The sequence below is a fragment of the Actinoplanes regularis genome (genome assembly GCF_900188005.1).
Lineage (GTDB): Bacteria > Actinomycetota > Actinomycetes > Mycobacteriales > Micromonosporaceae > Actinoplanes > Actinoplanes regularis.
The window spans coordinates 155,908-174,735 of the sequence record NZ_FZNR01000002.1 but is presented as its reverse complement, the minus strand read 5'-3'; the positions used below and the strand labels follow the sequence as shown (position 1 = coordinate 174,735).

Sequence of the window (18,828 nt, the reverse complement as noted above, 5' to 3'; positions counted from 1 at the left end):
GCGACCGGCGTCAACGCCCTGGCCGGTCCCGATCGGTCAGCAGCCGGCGCAGCGCGGCCTCCTGTTCGGCGGCCTCCTCGGCCAGTTTCGGATCGGGACCCTGCCGCTGGACCAGGGCGAGGACCTGGAGTGCCCCGTCGTGGATCGGGCGGGCCAGCCGGTCGCGCTCCGCCTCGGCGGCCTCCGCGCGGATCTGGTCGTCCGGCTCGACAGCCGCCCGGCGCCAGAATCCCAGCGCGGCCACCGCCGCCGCGACGACCAGCAGCAGCACGCCGGAGATGGCCAGGTGCCGCACCGAGTTCAGGGCGTCGTCGGCGGGCCTGCCGTCGCTCCCCAGGTAGGTGACCTCGAGGACCTGAAGCAGGCCGGAGGCGATCAGGCCGGCGAGGGGGCCGAACACCGCCGGCACCGAGCGCAGCGGCGCCAGGACCGTGCCGATCGCGCCGGCCACCGCTGTCCCGGCGGCGCTGACCAGGGCGAGGATGACCAGGGCCGGGACCGCGAGGTGCTGGGTGGCGATCGGCTCCGGGCCGGCCGGGCTCGCCTGCGCGGCGAACAGGGCGACCGCCGCCGCCACGCAGAGCGCCCCGGCCGCCGCGGGTCGCCATCGGCCGGCCACAGCGGCGACCCCGATGGCAACCCCGGCCAGCACTCCCCACAAACGGGCCGAAATGTCGTCCTGCAGCGCGAAGTACGCCATCAGCAGCGGCGCGGCGAGCGCGGCCTGCGCGACCGCCAGGGCCAGCATGCCGCCCAGCGACCGTTTCCCGGCGAGCGCGGCGATCCCGACGGCCACGACCAGGCTCGCCACCCCGGCCAGGGCGACGCGGATGAACAGGTGGCGCCGCAACGTGCCCGAGTCGACGCCGAGCAGGCCCGCCGCGGAGTCCTGGGACACCATCGCCAGCGGGATGACCAGGAACAGGGCCAGCCCGGCGACGAGGGGGAGCCGGGTCCGTGCCGGGCCCTGCTCCCCGGTCACCGGGTCGGCGTTCACCCGGTCGTCGGGCTCCACCCGCCAGCAGAACGCCAGCAGCCCGAACGTCGCGAGCGTGATCAGGCCGAGCCGCCAGTGGTCGGCGTCCGGGTCGACGGTCGATCCGCTGTTGCCGACCAGCGCGCTGAAGAACAGCCGGGAGCCGAGGGCCAGCCCGGCCGTCACCGCACCCCACCGCGGCGCGCCGCCGCGCCACAGGCTCTGCGCACACGCGAGCACCCCGATCAGGGCGAACGAGTGTACGAGGGGTCCGGAGAGGAAGAGCACCCCGGCAAGCTCCTTCGGCAGGATCCGTGACTCCACCAGGATCTGCGGGCCGCCCAGCAGCACGGCCACCAGCAACTGGTACGGCCACCAGCGCAACAGGCGCAGGGCCAGCACGATCGCCGCGACCGAGGGCCCGATCACGATCGGGGCCATCACGGCCGGCATGCCGTAGTAGTAGTCGCTGCCGGCCGCGGGCAGCATCGGCATCCCGGAGTCCGCCGACGCCGGCAGGGTCGCGAGCAGCAGGCAGCCGCTCAGTCCGGTGACGATCGCCGGCCAGCGATGCCGGGTCACCGGGGAATCCAGAACTCGATCTCGGTGCCCTGGCCGGGCCGACTGTCGATGGTCATCGTGCCCTTCAGGTCGGTGATCCGGCCGCGCATCGACTGGGTCACGCCGAGCCGCCCGTCCCGCTCCGCCTCGGCCAGCCGGCCCGGCGCGATCCCGGCCCCGTCGTCGCGGACCGACACGCGCACCCCGTCGCCCTCGTCCTCCAGCAGGATCCAGGCCCGGGCTCCCGCACCGGCGTGCCGGCGCACGTTGTCCAGGGCCGCGCGGACCGCCGAGTGCAGCTCGCGCGCGCTGTGCCCGGGCAGCCGGACCGCCTCGGCCGGCGTCGCGACCTCGATCCCGGGCGCGGCCAGCTCGGTCAGCATGGCCCGCAGGTCGGTCCCGCCGGTCTCCCGGCCGTCGGGGGCCAGCGTCCCGCCACCGGCCAGCAGCTTCCGCAACGCGATCTCCTGCTCGCCGGCGAGCTCGGCCAGCGGGGAACTGCCGTCCTGCCGCTGGACCATCGCGAGGACCTGCAGCACACCGTCGTGGATCGGGCGGGCCAGCCGGTCCCGCTCGGCCGCGGCGGCCTCCTTGCGGATCTGCTCGGCCCGCTTGCGTTCCGCCCAGCGCTCGGTCAGGTAGTGGGCGAGACCCAGGCCGCCGACGGCGGCGCCCGCGGCGAGCAGGAGCACCCCGGACGTGTTCAGATGCGACACGTCGTTCAGCACAGTCGAGTTCGGCAGACCGTCGCTCTCCAGGTAGGTGGCCTGAAGCGTCTGGATCGCGGCCGCGGCCAGCACGCCCGCGATCGGGCCGAACACGGCCGGGACCGCGCCGCGCGGCGCCAGGGCCGGAGCGGCCGCGCCGATCACCGCGGTGCCGGCCGCCACGACCAGGACCAGGATCACCAGGGCCGGGACCACCCGGTGCTGCTCGGCCAGACGTTCCGGACGGCCGGTGGTGGCGGCGTACGCGATGAACAACGTGGTGGCCGCCGCGACGGTGAGCCCGCCCGCCGCCGCCACCCGCCACCGGCTCGCCACGGCCGCCGCGCCGATCGCCGCGCCGACGAGCGCGCCGATCCACCGGACCGGGCCGGCCCCGGCGAGCGCGAAGACCGCCAGGGAGAGCGGGGCGGCGATCGCCGCCTGCGCGATCGCCGCGGTCAGCGCGCCGCCCAGCGACCACAGCCCGGCGACCGCCGCCAGGCCGGTGCCCAGCACCAGGACGACCGCGCCGATCATCGCGACCTCGGCGTACGGATGCCGCTGAAGTGTGAACGCGTCGACGCCCATCAGCGCGGCGACGTTCGAGGTGGACAGGTACGACAACGGCAGGGTCAGGGCCATCACCAGGGCTCCGGCCAGCGGCAGGCGCAGGCGCCGCCACGACCGGGACCGGTCGTCCGCCTCGGCGTCGGCGCGCCACAGCCCGGGAAGCGCCGCGAGAGCACCGATCAGACCGGCCACCACAAGGCCGTGCTGCCAGGTCTGCAGACTCGATCGAGGGTCGTAGTAACCGAAGAACTGGTCGACCAGCGACGTGCCGAACAGCCGCGCGCCGAGCGCCAGCCCGGCCATCGCCGCGCCCAGCCCGGCATGCCCGCGGCGGATCAGGCTCTGCGCGCACCCCAGGACGCCGATCAGCGCCAGCGCCTGCGGGACCAGTTGCAGGCTCAGCCGGAGGATGTGTCCACTCTCGTCCGAAGCGATCAGCAGCCAGCCCGCCGACAGGCCGGCGGCGACGATCAGGTACGGCCACCGGCGCAGCAGGCACAGCGACAGCCCGATCACCGCGACCGGGGTGATCGCCAGCACCCACTCGGTGCCTTGAAACCCACGGCCCTGCCGGGTCGCCAGGCTGAACAGTTGCAAACCGGCCGCGGCCGGCGGCGTGCTCGCGAGCAGCAGGGCCCCACTCAGGCCGGCCAGCACCGCGGGCCACCGGCCGGTCCACCACGTATTCACGCCGCTGAGCATGTCAGATCGATCTCGGTCATCGAGGTCGCCTGCCGGAACCACTCCGGGCGCCGCGTGCCACGTGCCGCGGCGCCCGGGTGCGGCAGGCGGGCCGGTGGGCCGTCCGGGCGGTACTCGAAGTGCCACCACTCGTTGTCGTACACCCGGTAGAGGCTGTGCAGCGCCCCGTGCCGCTCCAGCCATCGTGCGCCCTCGGTCGGTCGTACATCCATCGCGGTCCCGGCGACGTGCCGGGACTCCTCCGGCGGCAGCGCCCACCGCCGGGCCTCGGCGACCGAGCCGCAGCGCCGGACCTCCGCGAGGTAGAGCGCGGTCTGCGTGGCCCGGTCCCGATATCCGGAGGTGAGCCCGAGCAGTACGCCGTGCTCCCAGAGCGCCCGGGTGCGGGCCGCCTCGAAGGCCGCGCGGGCCGCCGGCTGCAGGCCGTCCAGGCTCTCCGCCGGGAAGCGGGCGGCGAGCGCCCACCGGCAGGCGGTGTGCCGCGCCCGTCCGGGCGTGACCGCCGCGGCCACCGGGGCCAGGGCGAACGCGGCGATCCGGGTGACGGCGGCGTAGACCGGGTCGCGGCGCCGGGGCGGTCGCGCCGCGTCCCGTTCGGTGTCGTGCTCGTGCATGTACTCAAGATCCCGTTCGGCGCCGCCGGATTCATGAGTACGAGTACTCAGATCGTTTCGAACTCGCGGTGAGTACCCGGCGTACACGCCTGTGTCGGCAGTGGACGGCACGGGGAGTGACGATGAGTGACCTGCACATGGAGCCGGACGTGGTGGAACGGTGCGGGGACCGGCTGACCGAGACCGGCGGCGCGGTGGCGGCGCAGGCCCGGTCCTTCACCGGAACGCGGGCCCTCACGGCCGCGCATTCGGGCATCTCGTCGGCGCTCACCCTGGACTTCTGCCGCCGCAACTGGTCCGATCGGATCGACGGCCACGGCACGGAGACGAGCGTCCTCGGGGACGGTTTCCATTACGCCGTACGGGAGTACCTGGTCGCCGACGCCCGCCACGCCGCCCTGCTGCGCGGCCACAGCCGGGTGCCCGGTGAGTGACATGGTCAGCATGGCCCAGCTTCGTGACCTCGACGTCGCCGCGTGGCAGACCGGCGCGGACGAGTGGAGGGCCCGCTACACGAACCTGCTGTCCACCGTCACCTACCTGCACGAGGATCTGGACCCGCGGGTGTCGGCCGGCGCCTGGACCGGACCGGCCGGGGACGCGGCGATCGCCCACCTGCGCGGGGTGATCAACGGTCTCGAGATCGACGCGCTGGAGTGCCAAGCGGTCTCGCTGGTCCTGTCCGGCCTCACCCACGCCTTCCGGATCAGCCAGAACAGTCTCCGGTCGGCGCTCGGCGCGGCCCGGCTGGACGACTTCCCCGTCACCGGGGATGGGCTGGTCCAACTGCCCGACACCTCGATGGCGCGGCACGACCCGGAGTTCGCGGAGTCGGCCCGGGTCCAGCGGGACCGGCTTCAGAAGCTGGTCCAGCAGGCGGTGGACGCGGCCACCCTGGCCGACCGGAAGGCCTACGAGATGCTCGACCACCTCAGCCAGCAGACGTTCCAGACGGACGCCGGGGCGGCCCTCAACGAGGACGTCGGAATGGCCTCCAAGCTGGAGGTCGACCTGATCGCCGCGACGGTTCCGGACGGCGGTCCCGACGAGGTGGCCGCCTGGTGGGCGGGGTTGCCGCCGGAGGATCAGCAGACCCTGCGGATGGCCGTGCCGTGGGCCCTGGAGAACCTGCCCGGCATCCCGGCGGACGTGCGCTCCGCCCTGCACGGCGGCGGTAGCTACGACCGGGCCGCCGCGAGCAAGTGGGCGATCGACCACTGGAACGACGCCGAGGCCAGCTACGACATCTTCGAGAACAACTGCACGAATTTCGTCTCCGCGACCCTGGCGGAGGCGGGCATGAAGGAGCAGGGTGGCTACTGGTCCGACGACTCGTGGTGGGAGGGCCCGCAGACCGGCAACCGGTGGCTCGACCTTCACGGCGGCTCGAGGTCGGCGAGTTGGGCGCAGGCTTTCCAGTCCTATGAATTCTGGCGTGCGCACGGCACCGAGGTGACCGCTGAACAGGCACAACCCGGCGACATCATCTACTGGGAGACACCGGCCGCGGACGGTGGCCCGGGCGACGTGCACCACTCGGCGATGGTCACCGCGGTCGTCGACGGCGACCTCCGCTACACCCAGCACAACATCGACCAAGTTAACGCGTCTCTCGGCGCTCGGGCCCCGATCGGGGCACTCGGCGGGGGACATGACGTTGTCCATGTGGTTCGACCGGAATCGGACGGGTGAGGCGATGAGCATGACGACAGGCCGGGCCGGCCGGGGTGCGGGGTTGATCGGGGCCGGCGCGGGCGCGCTGATCGCCGGCTGGCTGCTGGTCTGGCCGTGGACCCGGCTGGACAACGAGTACCAGCGGGCCTGGCGGGCGATCTGCAAGGGCTCGACCACCCCTGGCCCGGAGATGTCGCCGGCCGAGTTGCCGCTGGCGCTCGCCTCGACGGGGTTGCTGGTCGCGTCGGTGGTGCTGCTCGTGCTCGCCTTCCGGCGGCTGTCCAGGTCCGGAACGCGGGTTCTCGCCGGGGCACTCCTGGTGGCCGGAATTCTCGGCATGGTGCTCGCCGGAGCGTTCCTGGTCACCGGCGTGATCCTGCAGACCGACGTCGGCCCGGCGGAATGCTTCGGTTGACGTGCCGCCCGGACAGCCGGTACTCATGGGTAACAAAGCCCGGAAGGCTGGTGAGACGTCATGGTGGACGTGACCCGCACGGCGTACCGCACGTGCCCGCTCTGTGAGGCCGCCTGCGGGCTGGAACTCACCGTCACCGGCGACGCCGTGACCGCGGTCCGGGGGGACCGTGACCATGTCTTCAGCCACGGGTTCGTCTGCCCGAAGGGCGCGACCTTCGCCCGGCTCTCCGACGATCCGGACCGGCTGCGCCGGCCGATGCTCAAACGGAACGGCCGGCACGAGGAGGTCTCCTGGGACGAGGCGTTCGCGGCGGTCGAGAGCGGCCTGCGGCCGATCATCGAGGCGTACGGATCCCAGGCCGTCGCCGCGTACCTCGGCAATCCGAACGTGCACACGATGGCCGGTGGCCTCTACATCACCCCGCTGCTGAAGGCCCTCGGCACCCGCAACGTCTTCTCGGCCAGCACCGTCGACCAGATGCCCAAGCACGTCTCCTGCGGCTACCTGTACGGCAGCCCGTTCGCCATCCCGGTGCCGGACCTGGACCGGACCGACTTTCTGCTGATCCTCGGCGCCAACCCGTGGGAGTCGAACGGCAGCCTGGCGACCGCCGCCGACTTCCCCGGCCGGCTCACGGCGCTGCGCAAGCGTGGCGGCCGGTTCGTGGTGGTGGACCCGCGCCGCACCCGGACCGCCGAGCACGCCGACGAGCACCTGTTCATCCGTCCCGGCACGGACGCCTTCCTGCTGTTCGGCATCGTGCACACCCTGTTCGAGGAGGGCTTGACCGAGCTCGGGCGGCTCACGCCGTACGTCAGCGGGGTCGACGATGTTCGCGGCCTCGCCGCGGCCTTCTCTCCGGAGAGGGTCGCGGGGGCCTGTGGCGTCGGCGCCGAGCGGATCCGTGGGCTGGCCCGGGAGCTCGCCGCCGCGCCGACCGCCGCGGTGTACGGCCGGATCGGCACGTGCACGGTCGAGTTCGGCACCCTGACCAGCTGGCTCGTCGACGTGGTCAACGTGCTGACCGGCAACCTGGACCGGCCCGGCGGGGTGATGTTCCCGCTCGCAGCCCACCTGCGACCGAACCCGAAGCCGGGTGGGAAGGGTTTCACGACCGGGCGCTGGCACAGCCGGGTCCGCGGGTTGCCCGAGGTCAAGGGCGAGCTGCCGGTCGCCACCCTGGCCGACGAGATCGACACGCCGGGGGAGGGGCAGGTCCGGGCGTTCCTGACGGTGGCCGGGAACCCGGTGCTCTCCACGCCGAACAGCGGCCGGCTGGACCGGGCCCTCGACGGCCTGGACTTCATGGTCAGCGTCGACCCCTATCTGAACGAGACGACCCGGCACGCCGACGTGATCCTGCCGCCGCTGGACGCGACCCGGAAGGGGCACTACGACTTCTCGTTCCTGACCCTGGCGGTGCGGAACTTCGCGGCCTACTCCCCGCCGGTGTTCCCCGCCGACCCGGGCGGCATGGACGAATGTGACATCCTGGCCCGCCTGATCCTGATCGTCTCCGGTCACGGAGCCGGTACGCCGGCCTCGGCGCTGCACGACCGCATGCTGGCCGGAGCGCTCCAGAAGGCCGGCTTGACGGAGGCGTCCGGGGACGGCCCGGCGGAGCGGCTGCTGGACGTGGCGCTGCGCTCCGGCGCGTACGGCCTCTCCCTGGACGACCTGATCGCCGCCCCGCACGGGGTCGACCTCGGGCCGTTGCAGCCCCGCGTCCCGGAGGTGCTGCGCACGCCAAGCGGCATGGTCGAGCTCTGCGCGCCGCCCCTGGCCGCCGAGGCGGCGCGGCTGCGCGAGGCCCTGGACCGGCCGAGCCCCGGGATGGTCCTGATCGGCCGCCGTCACCTGCGGTCCAACAACAGTTGGATGCACAACGTGCCGGCGCTGGTGAAGGGCCGTGACCGCTGCACGCTGCAGGTGCACCCCGCCGACGCGGACCGGCTCACCCTCGCCGACGGTGCCCGGGCCGAGGTCACCTCACGGGTCGGTTCGCTGGCGGCGCGGGTCGAGGTGACCGACCGGGTGATGCCGGGGGTGGTCAGCCTGCCGCACGGCTGGGGCCACGATCTGCCCGGGGTCCGGCTCGCGGTGGCCGCCGCCCATCCCGGGGTGAACTCCAACGTTCTCACCGACGAGTTGGTGATCGATCCGCTCTCCGGGAACTCCGTCATGAACGGCATCCCGGTCGAGATCAAGCCCGAGGTCGGCTGATCCGGTTGCTATGCAACTCGTTGCATAGCATGATGCCGGGATGGCGCTGGAGCACGCGATCCTGGTCTCCCTGCTGGAGCAGCCCGGGTCCGGATACGAGCTGGCTCGCCGGTTCGAGCGGTCCATCGGCCGCTTCTGGACCGCGACCCACCAGCAGATCTATCGCGTGCTGAAGCGGATGGAGGCGGACGGCTTGGTCACCGCCCTCGAGGTCGGGCAGGAGGGCCGGCCCGACAAGCGCGAGTTCTCGGTCTCCGACGCCGGCCGGGAGGTGCTGACCGGCTGGCTGCACGAGCCGGTGCAGCCGGAAGCCGTCCGGCACGACCTGGCGGTGAAGGTGCGTGGGGCGGCGTTCGACGACGCGGCCGGGCGGGCGGCGCTGATCGGCGAGGTCTCGCGATATCGCGACGAGCACGAGGAGTTGCTCGCACGCTACCTGGGTGGGGAGAAGCGCGACTTCCCTGACATTTCGAAACTGACGACGGGTCAGCGACTTCAACACGTCGTGCTGCGCGGCGGCATCGCTTACGAGCGGATGCTGCTCGACTGGCTCGACGAGGTCCTGGCCGAACTCCGGAAGGAAGCCTGAACGGTGCTGTTCAACCCTAATACGTACGACCCCGAGCAGTTCGACGCCGAGACCCGTCGCCTGCTGCGCGCCACCGTCGACTTCTTCGAGGAGCGCGGCAAGAAGGCGCTGGTCGACAGCTACATCAACCGCACCTGGTACGCGGACTTCCTCGAGTTCGCCGCGAAGGAGCGGCTGTTCGCCACGTTCATGACGCCCGCGGCGGACGGTTCCGGGGAGACCCGCTGGGACACCGCGCGCAACGCCGCGCTCAGCGAGATCCTCGGCTTCTACGGCCTGGACTACTGGTACGTCTGGCAGGTCACCGTGCTCGGCCTCGGCCCGGTCTGGCAGACCGCGAACGCCTCGGCCCGGGAGCATGCCGCCGAGCTGCTCGCCGACGGGCACGTGATGGCGTTCGCCCTCTCCGAGCGCGGGCACGGCGCGGACATCTACGCCACCGACATGGTGCTCACGCCGGCCGACGGCGGTGGCTTCGTCGCGAACGGCACCAAGTACTACATCGGCAACGGCAACGTCGCCGGCCTGGTGTCGGTGTTCGGCAAGACCGAGGACGGCTACGTCTTCTTCAAGGCCGACAGCCGCCACCCGAACTACCACCTGATCAAGAACGTCGTGAACAAGCAGATGTACGTGAGCACGTTCGAGCTCAAGGACTACCCGGTGCGCGAGGAGGACATCCTGCACACCGGGCAGGCCGCCTTCGACGCCGCGCTCAACACGGTCAACGTCGGCAAGTTCAACCTGTGCACGGCCGCGATCGGCATCTGCGAGCACGCCATGTACGAGGCGGTGACCCACGCGCACCGCCGGATGCTCTACGGCAAGCCGGTCACGAACTTCCCGCACGTGCGGCGGGAGCTGTCCGACGCGTACGTCCGGCTGGTCGCGATGAAGCTGTTCAGCGACCGGGCCGTCGACTACTTCCGCTCGGCCGGCCCGCTCGACCGCCGCTACCTGCTGTTCAACCCGATGACCAAGATGAAGGTCACCACCGAGGGCGAGCGGGTCATCGACCTGATGTGGGACGTGATCGCGGCCAAGGGCTTCGAGGCCGACACGTACTTCGACAAGGCGGCCATGGACATCCGGGGCCTGCCGAAGCTCGAGGGCACGGTCCACGTCAACCTGGCGCTGATCCTCAAGTTCATGCCCAACTACCTGCACAACCCGATGACGTACGACGCGGTGCCGACCCGGGACGACGCGGCCGACGACGAGTTCCTGTTCCAGCAGGGGCCCGCTCGCGGCCTCGGCGCGATCCGCTTCCACGACTGGCGGACCGCGTACGACAACTTCGCCGACCTGCCGAACGTCGCGCGCTTCCGCCAGCAGGCCGACGCGCTCTGCGAGCTCCAGGTGGCCGAGGAGCAGCACGCCGACCTGGACTTCCTGCTCTCCGTCGGCCAGCTGTTCGCCCTGGTCGTCTACGGTCACCTGATCCTTGAGCAGGCCGAGCTGACCGGCCTGGACCGTGACCTCCTGGACGAGATTTTCGCGGTCTTCGTCCGCGACTTCGCCCAGCACGCCACGGACCTGCACGGCAAGACCACGACCACCGACGAGCAGGCGGCCTGGGCGCTCGCCCAGGTGCTGCGCCCGGTCGCCGGGGAGGCCCGCACCGCCGCGGTGTGGGAGCAGGTCCTCGCCCTGGTCGGCGCGTACGAGATGCGTCCCTGATCCTGAATCTCGAGCGGGTGGCCCGGCCGGGCCACCCGCTCCCGGGAGTGGCACCGGTACGAAACGTGTCTGCCGAGCCGCGTGGCGGTGGAGAATCAGGCATGACTGTTGACTTGCTCGACGTCGTCCGCGCCGAGCGCGCGCCCCTCGATCTCGCCACCTACTTCGACGAGAAGGCCGCGCGAAGGTACACCGGGCGCCGCTTCGAGTCGTTCGGCGGCGGTGGCGACCTGGCCGCCGTCCAGGACGTGATCACGGCCGTGGACCTGCTGGCGGTGCAGACCCTGTCGGTCGTGGTGCCGGCCGAGACGGCGTTCGCCCTGCTCGACGGCGATCTCGGTCGGCAGGTGACCGCTCTGCTGGCCCGGGTTCCGGCCGATCTCGAGCTGGGCACCCGCGACGCCCGGGAGGCGGTCGGTGCCCGAAGCGCGGTTCTGGAGGCGTGGCAGCTGCTCCGGGACCGGGAGGACATCGGGTTCGTGACCGCCGGCAAGCTGATCGCCCGGAAGCGGCCGCATCTGATCCCGGTCTACGACCGGGTGATCCGCTGCCTCTACGGCCGGCCGCAGCAGGTGTGGGTGCGGCTGCACGACCGACTGGCCCTCGAGGGCGGTGAACTGCGCGGGGAGCTCGCCGCGCTGCGGGCCCGCGCCGAGGCGCCGCCCCGGGTCAGCCTGCTGCGCGTGCTCGACGTGGTGCTGTGGATGCGGCACCACGACGAGCACCGGGAGCAGGACTGCCCGGGTTTCGGCACGGTCTCCCTGGAGCGGATCGACCCCGACGACGCGAAACCCTCCGCCCTGCTGGAACGGGAGCTTCTGGAGCGCGAAGGGCTCGTCTCAGACGAACACTGAGCCCTCCTCGGCCTTCTTGAGCAGCAGCGGGGGCGGGGTGAACCGCTCGCCGTAGCGGGCGGCCAGCACCTCCGCCCGGGCGACGAAACCGGGCAGTCCGCCCTCGTACTGGTTGATGTACTGCAGCACCCCGCCGGTCCAGCCCGGGTAGCCGATGCCCAGGATCGACCCGATGTTCGCCTCGGCGACCGTGGTGAGCACGCCTTCGTCCAGGCACTTCACCGTCTCCAGCGCCTCGATGAAGAGCATCCGCTCGACCAGGTCCTCGAACGGCACGCTCCCGCCTCCGCCCGGCGAGGCGAACGCGGACAGCCCGGGCCAGAGACCGGCGCGCTTGCCGCCGGCGTACTCGTAGAAGCCCGCCCCCGACGACCGGCCCGGCCGGCCGAAATCGTCGATCATGCGGTCCAGGACCGGATCGGCGGGATGCGGCCGCCAGGACGATCCGGCCGCGGCCGCGGTCTCGTCGCGGATCCGCCGCGGCAGGGTCAGCGTCAGCTCGTCCATCAGCGCGAGCACCGGTGCCGGGTATCCGGCCTGGCCGCTGGCCTGCTCGATGCTGGCCGGCGGCACCCCCTCGGCGAGCATCGCCATGCCCTCGTTGGTGAACGTGCTGATCACCCGGCTGGTGAAGAAGCCACGGGAGTCGTTGACCACGATCGGCGTCTTGCGCAGCAGCCGGACCACGGCGAGGGCCCGGCGCAGCGTCTGGTCGGTGGTCTGCGCCCCGCGGATCACCTCGACCAGCGGCATGCGGTCGACCGGTGAGAAGAAGTGCAGGCCGATGAAGTCGGCGGGGCGGCTCACCCCGTCGGCGAGCAGCGTGATCGGCAGCGTGGAGGTGTTCGAGCAGAGCAGCGCGTCCGGCGCGATCACGTCCTCGATCTCGGCGAACACCTTCTGCTTGACCGCCGGGTCCTCGAAGACCGCCTCGATCACCAGGTCGGCGCCGGCCAGGTCGGCGACATCGGCGGTGGGGGTGATCCGGTCCAGCAGGACGGTCACGTCCGCCACGCTGGTCCGGCCGCGCTCGGCGGCCTTTGCGATCACCTTCTCCGAGTACTCCTTTCCGCGCCGGGCCGCCTCCTCGGTGACGTCCTTCAGCGCGACGTCGAGGCCGGCGCGGGCACAGACGTACGCGATGGCGGCGCCCATCATCCCGGCGCCGAGCACCGCGACCTTGCGCACCGGTGGGGTGTCCCCGATCTCCCGCGAGTCGGCGGCGTTCTTGTCGAAGAAGAACGCCTTGATCATGTTCTTGGCGACCGGCCCGGTGACCAGCTCGATGAAGTAGCGGCTCTCGATGGTGAACGCGGTGTCCACATCCACCTGGGCACCCTCGACCGCCGCGCACAGGATGTTCCGCGGCGCCGGGTAGGGCGCGCCCTTGAGCTGCTTGCGCAGCGTGGCCGGGAACGCGGAGAGCTGGGCGGCCGGGATCCCGCCGGGGATCCGGTAGCCCTTGACGTCCCAGGGCTGCGCGGCGTCGGGATGCGCCGCGATCCACTCGCGGGCCGCGGTCAGCAGCTCGTCGGGCGTCTTCACCAGCCGGTCGAGCAGTCCCAGCTCGCGGGCGGCGGCCGCGCGGTGCCGGGTGCCCTGCAACAACACCCGGGTCAAGGCCGGGATCAACCCCAGCATCCGCACGGTACGGGTGACGCCGCCCCCGGCGGGCAGCAGACCGAGCGTCACCTCGGGCAGTCCGATCTGCACCGACGGGTCGTCCAGCGCGATCCGGTGATGGCAGGCGAGCGCGAGCTCGAGGCCGCCGCCCAGCGCCGCCCCGTTGATCGCCGCGACCACCGGCCGGCCCAGTCGCTCCAGCCGGCGGAACTGCGCCTTCACCTCGTTGGCCGTGTCGAATGCGTCCCTGCCCTGTTCAGGGGAGGTGGAGCCGAGCTTGTCCAGGTCGCCGCCGGCGAACCAGGACTTCTTGGCCGAGGTGAGGATGACGCCGGTGACGGTGTCGCGCTCCGCCTCCAGCCGGGTCACCGTCTCGCCCATGCTGCGGATGTAGGCGGCGTTCATGGTGTTGGCGCCGCGCGCCGGGTCGTCCAGGGTGAGCACCACGATCCCGTCGGCGCCCTGCTCCCAGCGGATGGTCTCGGACATGTGGACTCCCATCAGAGGCGCTCGACCACGGTGGCGACGCCCATGCCGGCGCCGATGCAGAGGGTGGCCAGCCCGTACCGGCCGCCGCGGCGGTCCAGTTCGTCGACCAGGGTGCCGAGGATCATGGCGCCGGTCGCGCCGAGCGGGTGGCCCAGCGCGATCGCGCCACCGTTCACGTTGACGCGCTCCGGGTCCACCTTGAGGTCGTCGATGAAGTGCAGCACCGCCGCGGCGAACGCCTCGTTCATCTCGACCAGGTCCAGATCGTCGACGGTCAGCCCGGCCTTGGCGAGGGCCTTGCGCGCGGCCGGGGCCGGCCCGGTGAGCATGATGGTCGGCTCGGCACCGCTGACCGCGCCGGCCACGATCCGGGCCCGCGGGGTTAGCCCGGCGCGGACACCGGCCTGCTCGGAGCCGACCAGGACGAGGGCCGCGCCGTCGACGATCCCGGACGAGTTGCCGGCCGTGTGCACGTGCCGGATCCGCTCGACCCAGTGGTATTTCTGCAGCGCCACCGCGTCGAAGCCGGCCTGGTCACCGAGGGTGGCGAAGGAGGTGGGCAGCGCCCCCAGGCCGTCCAAAGTGGTCTCCGGGCGGACGTGCTCGTCCCGGTCCAGGATCAGCAGGCCGTTGCGGTCGTGGACCGGGACCAGCGAGCGGTCGAAACGGCCCTCGCGCTGGGCGGTCGCGGCGCGCCGCTGCGAGTTCAGGGCGTACGTGTCGACGTCGGTGCGGGAGTACCCGTTGATCGTGGCGATCAGGTCGGCACTGATGCCCTGCGGGACGAAGCTCGTGGCCAGGGCGGTCTCCGGGTCCTGGGCCCAGGCGCCGCCGTCGGAGCCCATCGGCACCCGGGACATCGACTCGACGCCCCCGGCGAGCACGAGCTCCTCCCAACCGGAGCGGACCTTCTGCGCGGCGGTGTTCACCGCTTCCAGCCCGGATCCGCAGAAGCGGTTGAGCTGCACGCCCGCCACGGTGTCCGGCAGCCCGGCGGCGAGCGCGGCGACCTTTGCGATGTCGGAGCCCTGGTCGCCGAGCGGCGAGACCACGCCGAGCACCACGTCCTCGATCTCCGCCGGATCGAGCCCGGGGTGACGCCGCCGCAGCTCGGCGATCAGGCCGGTGAGCAGTGAGACCGGCTTCACCCCGTGCAGCGAGCCGGTCGGTTTGCCGCGCCCGCGCGGGGTGCGCAGGGCCTCGTACACGTAGGCCTCGGTGGCCATCCCGGTCTCCCATCGATCGCCGTCAGTTGTGATTCTTGATTAACTTATTCCCTTGTTTGCCCTTCCTGTCAAGGATTCTCGGACTCGCTCCCGCGCCGCGGTTCGCGGCTCTTCACATCAGGTGATTCACGGTTTACTTTCTGAGCATTGATGATGGCCTCTTCGACGCGGAGGCCCCTCCGCGGAGGTTTTCGCCGGCGACCAACTTGACGGAGGTAACCCCGATGGATCCCTCCCTCGCCCGACGGTGTGCCGACACCGCCCGAGGACTGACCGTTCCCGCACTGCTGCACCGCAACGCCACCGAGTTCGGCGACCTGCCGGCGCTCAGCACCCTGGGCGTCCAGGGCACGCTGACCTGGCGCGAACTGCGCGACCGGGTCGCCGCGCTCGCCCACGGCCTGGCCGGGCTCGGCCTCGGCGCCGGCGACCGCATGCTGATCATGATGTCCAGCCGCCCCGAGCACTGGCTGGTCGACCTCGCCGCCGTCCACCTCGGCGCCGTTCCGTCCACCGTGTACGCCACCCTCGCCCCCGGGCAGCTCGAATACGTGGCCCGGCACAGCGGCGCCAAGATCCTCGTCCTGGAGGGCCTGGCCGAGCTGGAGAAGTGGACTCCGCTGCTGCCCGGACTGCCGGCGATCCGCCACGTCCTGCTCGCCGGCCGTGATCTTCCCGAGCTCGGCGCCCACCAGCCCGACCCGGAGGAGTTCGAGAAGACCTGGCGGGAGATCCGGCCCGAGCAGCCGGTCACCCTGCTCTACACCTCCGGCACCACGGGCGACCCCAAGGGTGTGGTGCTCACCCACCACAACGTGATCTACCAGTCGGTCGTGCTGGAGGCGACGGTCGAGACGCCGAACCACGCGCCGTCGCTGGCCTACCTGCCGCTGGCGCACATCGCGGAACGGATGCTCGGCGTCTACAACGCGATCTACCGCGCCGGGCACGTCACCATCTGCACCGACCCGGCGCAACTGCTCGCCGGGCTGGTCGCCGTCCGCCCGATCTCGTTCTTCGGGGTCCCGCGGATCTGGGAGAAGATGGTCGCCGGCGTCCAGGCCCAGCTCGCCGCGGCCGACCCGGCCGTGCGCAACGCCGTCGAGACCGCCCGCGAGGTGGCCCTGCAGGCCTACAAGCTGCGGGAGGCCGGGCAGCCCCTGCCCCCCGAACTGGCGATGCGGCTGGAAGTGATCGACACCCGGGTGCTGCGCCCGTTGCGGGCCCGGCTCGGCCTGGACAACGTGGTCTGGCCGGGCAGCGGGGCCGCGCCGATCCCGGTCGAGGTGCTGCTCTACCTCGCCGGCATCGGGATCGACGTGCTCGAGGTCTGGGGGATGACCGAGACGACCGGCACAGCCACGATCAACACCCCGGACCATTTCCGTACCGGTACGGTCGGGCGGCCCAACCCCGGCATGGAGATCCGGCTCGCCGAGGACGGGGAGATCCTGGTCCGCGGGCCCCTCGTCTGCGCGGGCTACCTGCGCGCCGACGGCGGGGTCGACCCGGTCACCGACCCGGACGGCTGGCTGGCCACCGGGGACGTCGGAACGATCGACGCCGACGGCTACCTGACCATCACCGACCGGAAGAAAGAACTGATCATCAGCTCGGCCGGGAAGAACATCGCGCCGGCCCAGATCGAGAACCTGCTCCGGGCGCACCCGCTGATCGCGCAGGCGGTGGCGATCGGGGACCGGCGGCCGTACGTGACCGCGCTGATCGTGCTCGACGAGGAGACCGCCCCGGTCTGGGCGGCCCGGCGGGGGATCGCGGACACCTCGCTCACGGCGCTGGCCACCCATCCCGAGCTGCTCGCCGAGATCACCGCGGCGGTGGGGGCGGCCAACGACCGGCTCTCCCGGCCTGAACAGGTGAAACGCTTCCGGGTGCTGTCGAGTGGGTGGACGCCGGAGAGCGGAGAACTGACGCCGACGCTGAAGCTGCGCCGGCGGATCGTCCAGGAGCGTTACGCGGAGGTCATCGGCGCGCTGTACGACGACCCGGCCACTTCCGCCGCGTCGTAGCCGCCTGAACGGCTCGCCCTTCCCGGTATGAGGAGCGAGCCGTTCACGGACGGCTATCGGGTGGCCTCGGCCCAGAGCGCGGCGTCCTGCGGGTCGTATGGACGGGTGAAGCCGCCGCAGCCCCACACGGCGTGCAGATTCAGATCCTCCAGCGGTCTGCGCACCTGACGTTGCCGGTCCTGCTCGGGTCTGGGCTCGGGATAGGCGGAGACCAGCAGCCGGGTGCCGAGCTCGTAGCCGGCGTCGTCGCGGCCGAAGTGGGCGAAGTAGGCGCTGCTGGGGCTGCGCATGGTGACGGTGACCCGGTCCCCGCCGCCACCGCGGAACCATTGATGCACCTCGAACGTGACCTGGTAGCGGTAGCCCTCGCTCGGGCTGGCGATGGCCACCACGGTGCCGTCGAAGGAGAAGGGCAGTTCGGCGACCTCGGCCGGGGAGTAGGTGCGGGCACAGCAGACGAGCGCATCCTCGTCGTACGGGGGTGCGGGGTACCTGGTCGGTGCGGCGACGGCGGTGGGGGTGCCGGTCGCGGGGTGCCGGGGCGTACCGGATGCGGGTGCGGTGCTGCTCGCCGTCGCCAGAAGCACCGCCGCGGTGGCGAAAACTCCCCGCAGGGCCTGTTCGTACCGGTGCTTCATCAAATCTCCTGGGCGTGCATCATTGGGTGGCTTCGGCCCACAGGGCCGCGTCCTGCGGGGTGTAGGGGCGGGTGAAGCCGCCGCAGCCCCACCAGGCGAGCGGATCGTCCAACGGCTTGCGGACCTGGTCCTGCCGGCTCTTCCAGGGTTCGCCGGAGACCAGCAGGCGGGTGCCGACGGCGTAGTCGGCGGTGTTGGCACCGTCCTCGTCGAAGCCGGTGTTGCCGGGCCGCGGCATGGTGACCGTGACCCGGTCACCGCTGCCACCCCGGAACCACTGATTCACCTGGAACGTGACCTCGTATTGGATCCCGGGGGCGCGCACGCCCTGTGGTGGCCGTCTCTTGCGGGGAGCGAAGGCCACGACCGTGCCGTCGAAGGAGAAGGCCCGCCTCGCGACCTCGGCGGGGGAGTAGGCGAACGCGCAGGAGGCGACCGCGTCCAGGTTCGGCGACCGGGTGGGAGCCGGACTGGCCGACGGGGCCGCGGTCGCGGGAAGGGCCCGCGTGTCGGGGCCGGACGTGTCGGGGCGCGGCCTGGTCACGGCCGCCGTCAGGGTGCCGGCCGTCAGCAGGACCACCGCCGCGGTGACCTGGGCCAGCCGGGTACGGCGCCGGCGGCGTACCTTTCGCAGGGCGCCGCCGACCAGGCCGGAGGTGCCGGGGGCCTGGGTGGCGTCGGTGGCGAACAGTTCGCGCAGTTCGTGTTCGACCTGATGACTCATCGGATCTCCTTCACCTCGGTCTCGGCCGCCGTCCGCAGCAGCGCGAGCGCCCGGGAGGCGGTGGCGCGCACCGCGCTCTCGGTGACGCCCATCGCGGCGGCGATCGCGGCGTCGTCCAGGTCGGCGTAGTAGCGCAGGACCAGGACCGTCCGGGCCCGTGGCGCGAGCCCCGCGAGCAGCTCCCGCAACGCGTCCCGGGAGGCGATCGCGTCGCCGGGCTCGACCGGCGAGACCAGGTCGGTCTCGGTCACCTCGACCGGGTACTCACGGGTCCACCGGCGGCGCCGCCAGCTCAGATGCGCGTTGACCAGCATCCGCCGGACGTACGCCGGTGGATCGGTCGCCGCGACCACCCGGCGCCAATGCCGGTACGCGTCGGCCAGCGCCGTCTGGGTCAGGTCCTCGGCGAGATGCCGGTCGCGGGTGAGCACGAACGCCAGCCGCAGCAGATCGGCCCCGTGCCGCGCCACGAACTCCTCGAACGTCACCTTGAGCTCTCCCGTCGACGGTCTTCCACCAGTGAAGACGCA

General features: G+C 72.1%; 16 protein-coding genes. 8 read left to right on the top strand and 8 right to left on the bottom strand.

Translation table 11 applies throughout. The features are described 5' to 3' along the window. Positions 1-10: 10 nt before the first annotated feature. From CHC09_RS05995 to CHC09_RS05985, 3 genes are read right to left on the bottom strand one after another with little or no spacing between them, the layout of a single operon-like run. Positions 11-1,558: a hypothetical protein gene (locus CHC09_RS05995; RefSeq protein ID WP_089291985.1), complete on the bottom strand. Its 1,548-nt coding sequence runs from the start codon at positions 1,556-1,558 to the stop codon at positions 11-13. After that, positions 1,555-3,504, bottom strand: coding sequence for a sensor histidine kinase (locus CHC09_RS47080; RefSeq protein WP_203833064.1), 1,950 nt, complete (start codon positions 3,502-3,504; stop codon positions 1,555-1,557). The genes CHC09_RS05995 and CHC09_RS47080 overlap by 4 nt, the downstream gene beginning before the upstream one ends. Then, on the bottom strand, positions 3,501-4,130 hold the full coding sequence (locus tag CHC09_RS05985) for a D-alanyl-D-alanine carboxypeptidase family protein (protein WP_089291984.1): 630 nt from the start codon (positions 4,128-4,130) through the stop codon (positions 3,501-3,503). The genes CHC09_RS47080 and CHC09_RS05985 overlap by 4 nt, the downstream gene beginning before the upstream one ends. 122 nt (positions 4,131-4,252) lie before the next feature. Here CHC09_RS05985 and CHC09_RS05980 point away from each other — a divergent pair, with 122 nt between their 5' ends. From CHC09_RS05980 to CHC09_RS05950, 7 genes are all read left to right on the top strand, one after another. Continuing rightward, positions 4,253-4,564 (top strand): hypothetical protein, encoded by a 312-nt coding sequence (locus CHC09_RS05980; RefSeq protein ID WP_143232220.1) that lies wholly within the window; start codon positions 4,253-4,255, stop codon positions 4,562-4,564. A gap of 10 nt (positions 4,565-4,574) precedes the next feature. Continuing rightward, positions 4,575-5,822 carry an amidase domain-containing protein gene (locus CHC09_RS05975; protein ID WP_218827159.1) on the top strand — a complete coding sequence of 416 codons (1,248 nt, stop codon included), beginning with the start codon at positions 4,575-4,577 and terminating at the stop codon, positions 5,820-5,822. Positions 5,823-5,826: 4 nt separating this feature from the next. After that, complete coding sequence (locus CHC09_RS05970) at positions 5,827-6,219, top strand: hypothetical protein (RefSeq protein WP_143232218.1); 393 nt, start codon at positions 5,827-5,829, stop codon at positions 6,217-6,219. 60 nt (positions 6,220-6,279) lie between these two features. Continuing rightward, positions 6,280-8,445 (top strand): molybdopterin oxidoreductase family protein, encoded by a 2,166-nt coding sequence (locus tag CHC09_RS05965; RefSeq protein ID WP_089291980.1) that lies wholly within the window; start codon positions 6,280-6,282, stop codon positions 8,443-8,445. A gap of 40 nt (positions 8,446-8,485) precedes the next feature. Continuing rightward, the gene (locus CHC09_RS05960) at positions 8,486-9,034 is read left to right on the top strand and encodes a PadR family transcriptional regulator (RefSeq protein WP_089291979.1); all 549 of its coding nucleotides are present in this window, start codon (positions 8,486-8,488) and stop codon (positions 9,032-9,034) included. A 3-nt stretch (positions 9,035-9,037) separates the two neighbouring features. Beyond that, a complete protein-coding gene (locus CHC09_RS05955; RefSeq protein ID WP_089291978.1) occupies positions 9,038-10,714 on the top strand; it encodes an acyl-CoA dehydrogenase family protein in 1,677 nt (558 codons plus the stop codon). A 101-nt stretch (positions 10,715-10,815) separates the two neighbouring features. After that, positions 10,816-11,568 (top strand): DUF6308 family protein, encoded by a 753-nt coding sequence (locus CHC09_RS05950; protein WP_143232217.1) that lies wholly within the window; start codon positions 10,816-10,818, stop codon positions 11,566-11,568. Here CHC09_RS05950 and CHC09_RS05945 read toward each other — a convergent pair. Both CHC09_RS05945 and CHC09_RS05940 read right to left on the bottom strand, forming a co-directional pair. Beyond that, positions 11,554-13,680, bottom strand: coding sequence for a 3-hydroxyacyl-CoA dehydrogenase NAD-binding domain-containing protein (locus CHC09_RS05945; protein ID WP_089291977.1), 2,127 nt, complete (start codon positions 13,678-13,680; stop codon positions 11,554-11,556). The genes CHC09_RS05950 and CHC09_RS05945 overlap by 15 nt on opposite strands. Positions 13,681-13,691: 11 nt before the next feature. Beyond that, a complete protein-coding gene (locus CHC09_RS05940; RefSeq protein ID WP_089291976.1) occupies positions 13,692-14,906 on the bottom strand; it encodes an acetyl-CoA C-acetyltransferase in 1,215 nt (404 codons plus the stop codon). Positions 14,907-15,130: 224 nt separating this feature from the next. Between CHC09_RS05940 and CHC09_RS05935 the strand changes: the two genes are divergently transcribed. Continuing rightward, positions 15,131-16,936: an AMP-dependent synthetase/ligase gene (locus tag CHC09_RS05935; RefSeq protein ID WP_089291975.1), complete on the top strand. Its 1,806-nt coding sequence runs from the start codon at positions 15,131-15,133 to the stop codon at positions 16,934-16,936. A gap of 53 nt (positions 16,937-16,989) precedes the next feature. Here CHC09_RS05935 and CHC09_RS05930 read toward each other — a convergent pair whose 3' ends face one another. The 3 genes from CHC09_RS05930 to CHC09_RS05920 are packed head-to-tail and all read right to left on the bottom strand — an operon-like array spanning position 16,990 to position 18,786. Continuing rightward, positions 16,990-17,574 carry a hypothetical protein gene (locus CHC09_RS05930; RefSeq protein ID WP_089291974.1) on the bottom strand — a complete coding sequence of 195 codons (585 nt, stop codon included), beginning with the start codon at positions 17,572-17,574 and terminating at the stop codon, positions 16,990-16,992. A gap of 19 nt (positions 17,575-17,593) precedes the next feature. After that, positions 17,594-18,298 (bottom strand): hypothetical protein, encoded by a 705-nt coding sequence (locus CHC09_RS05925; protein ID WP_089291973.1) that lies wholly within the window; start codon positions 18,296-18,298, stop codon positions 17,594-17,596. Next, a complete protein-coding gene (locus tag CHC09_RS05920) occupies positions 18,295-18,786 on the bottom strand; it encodes a sigma-70 family RNA polymerase sigma factor (protein ID WP_089291972.1) in 492 nt (163 codons plus the stop codon). Before CHC09_RS05920 ends, CHC09_RS05925 begins: the two co-directional genes overlap by 4 nt. Positions 18,787-18,828 lie beyond the last annotated feature (42 nt).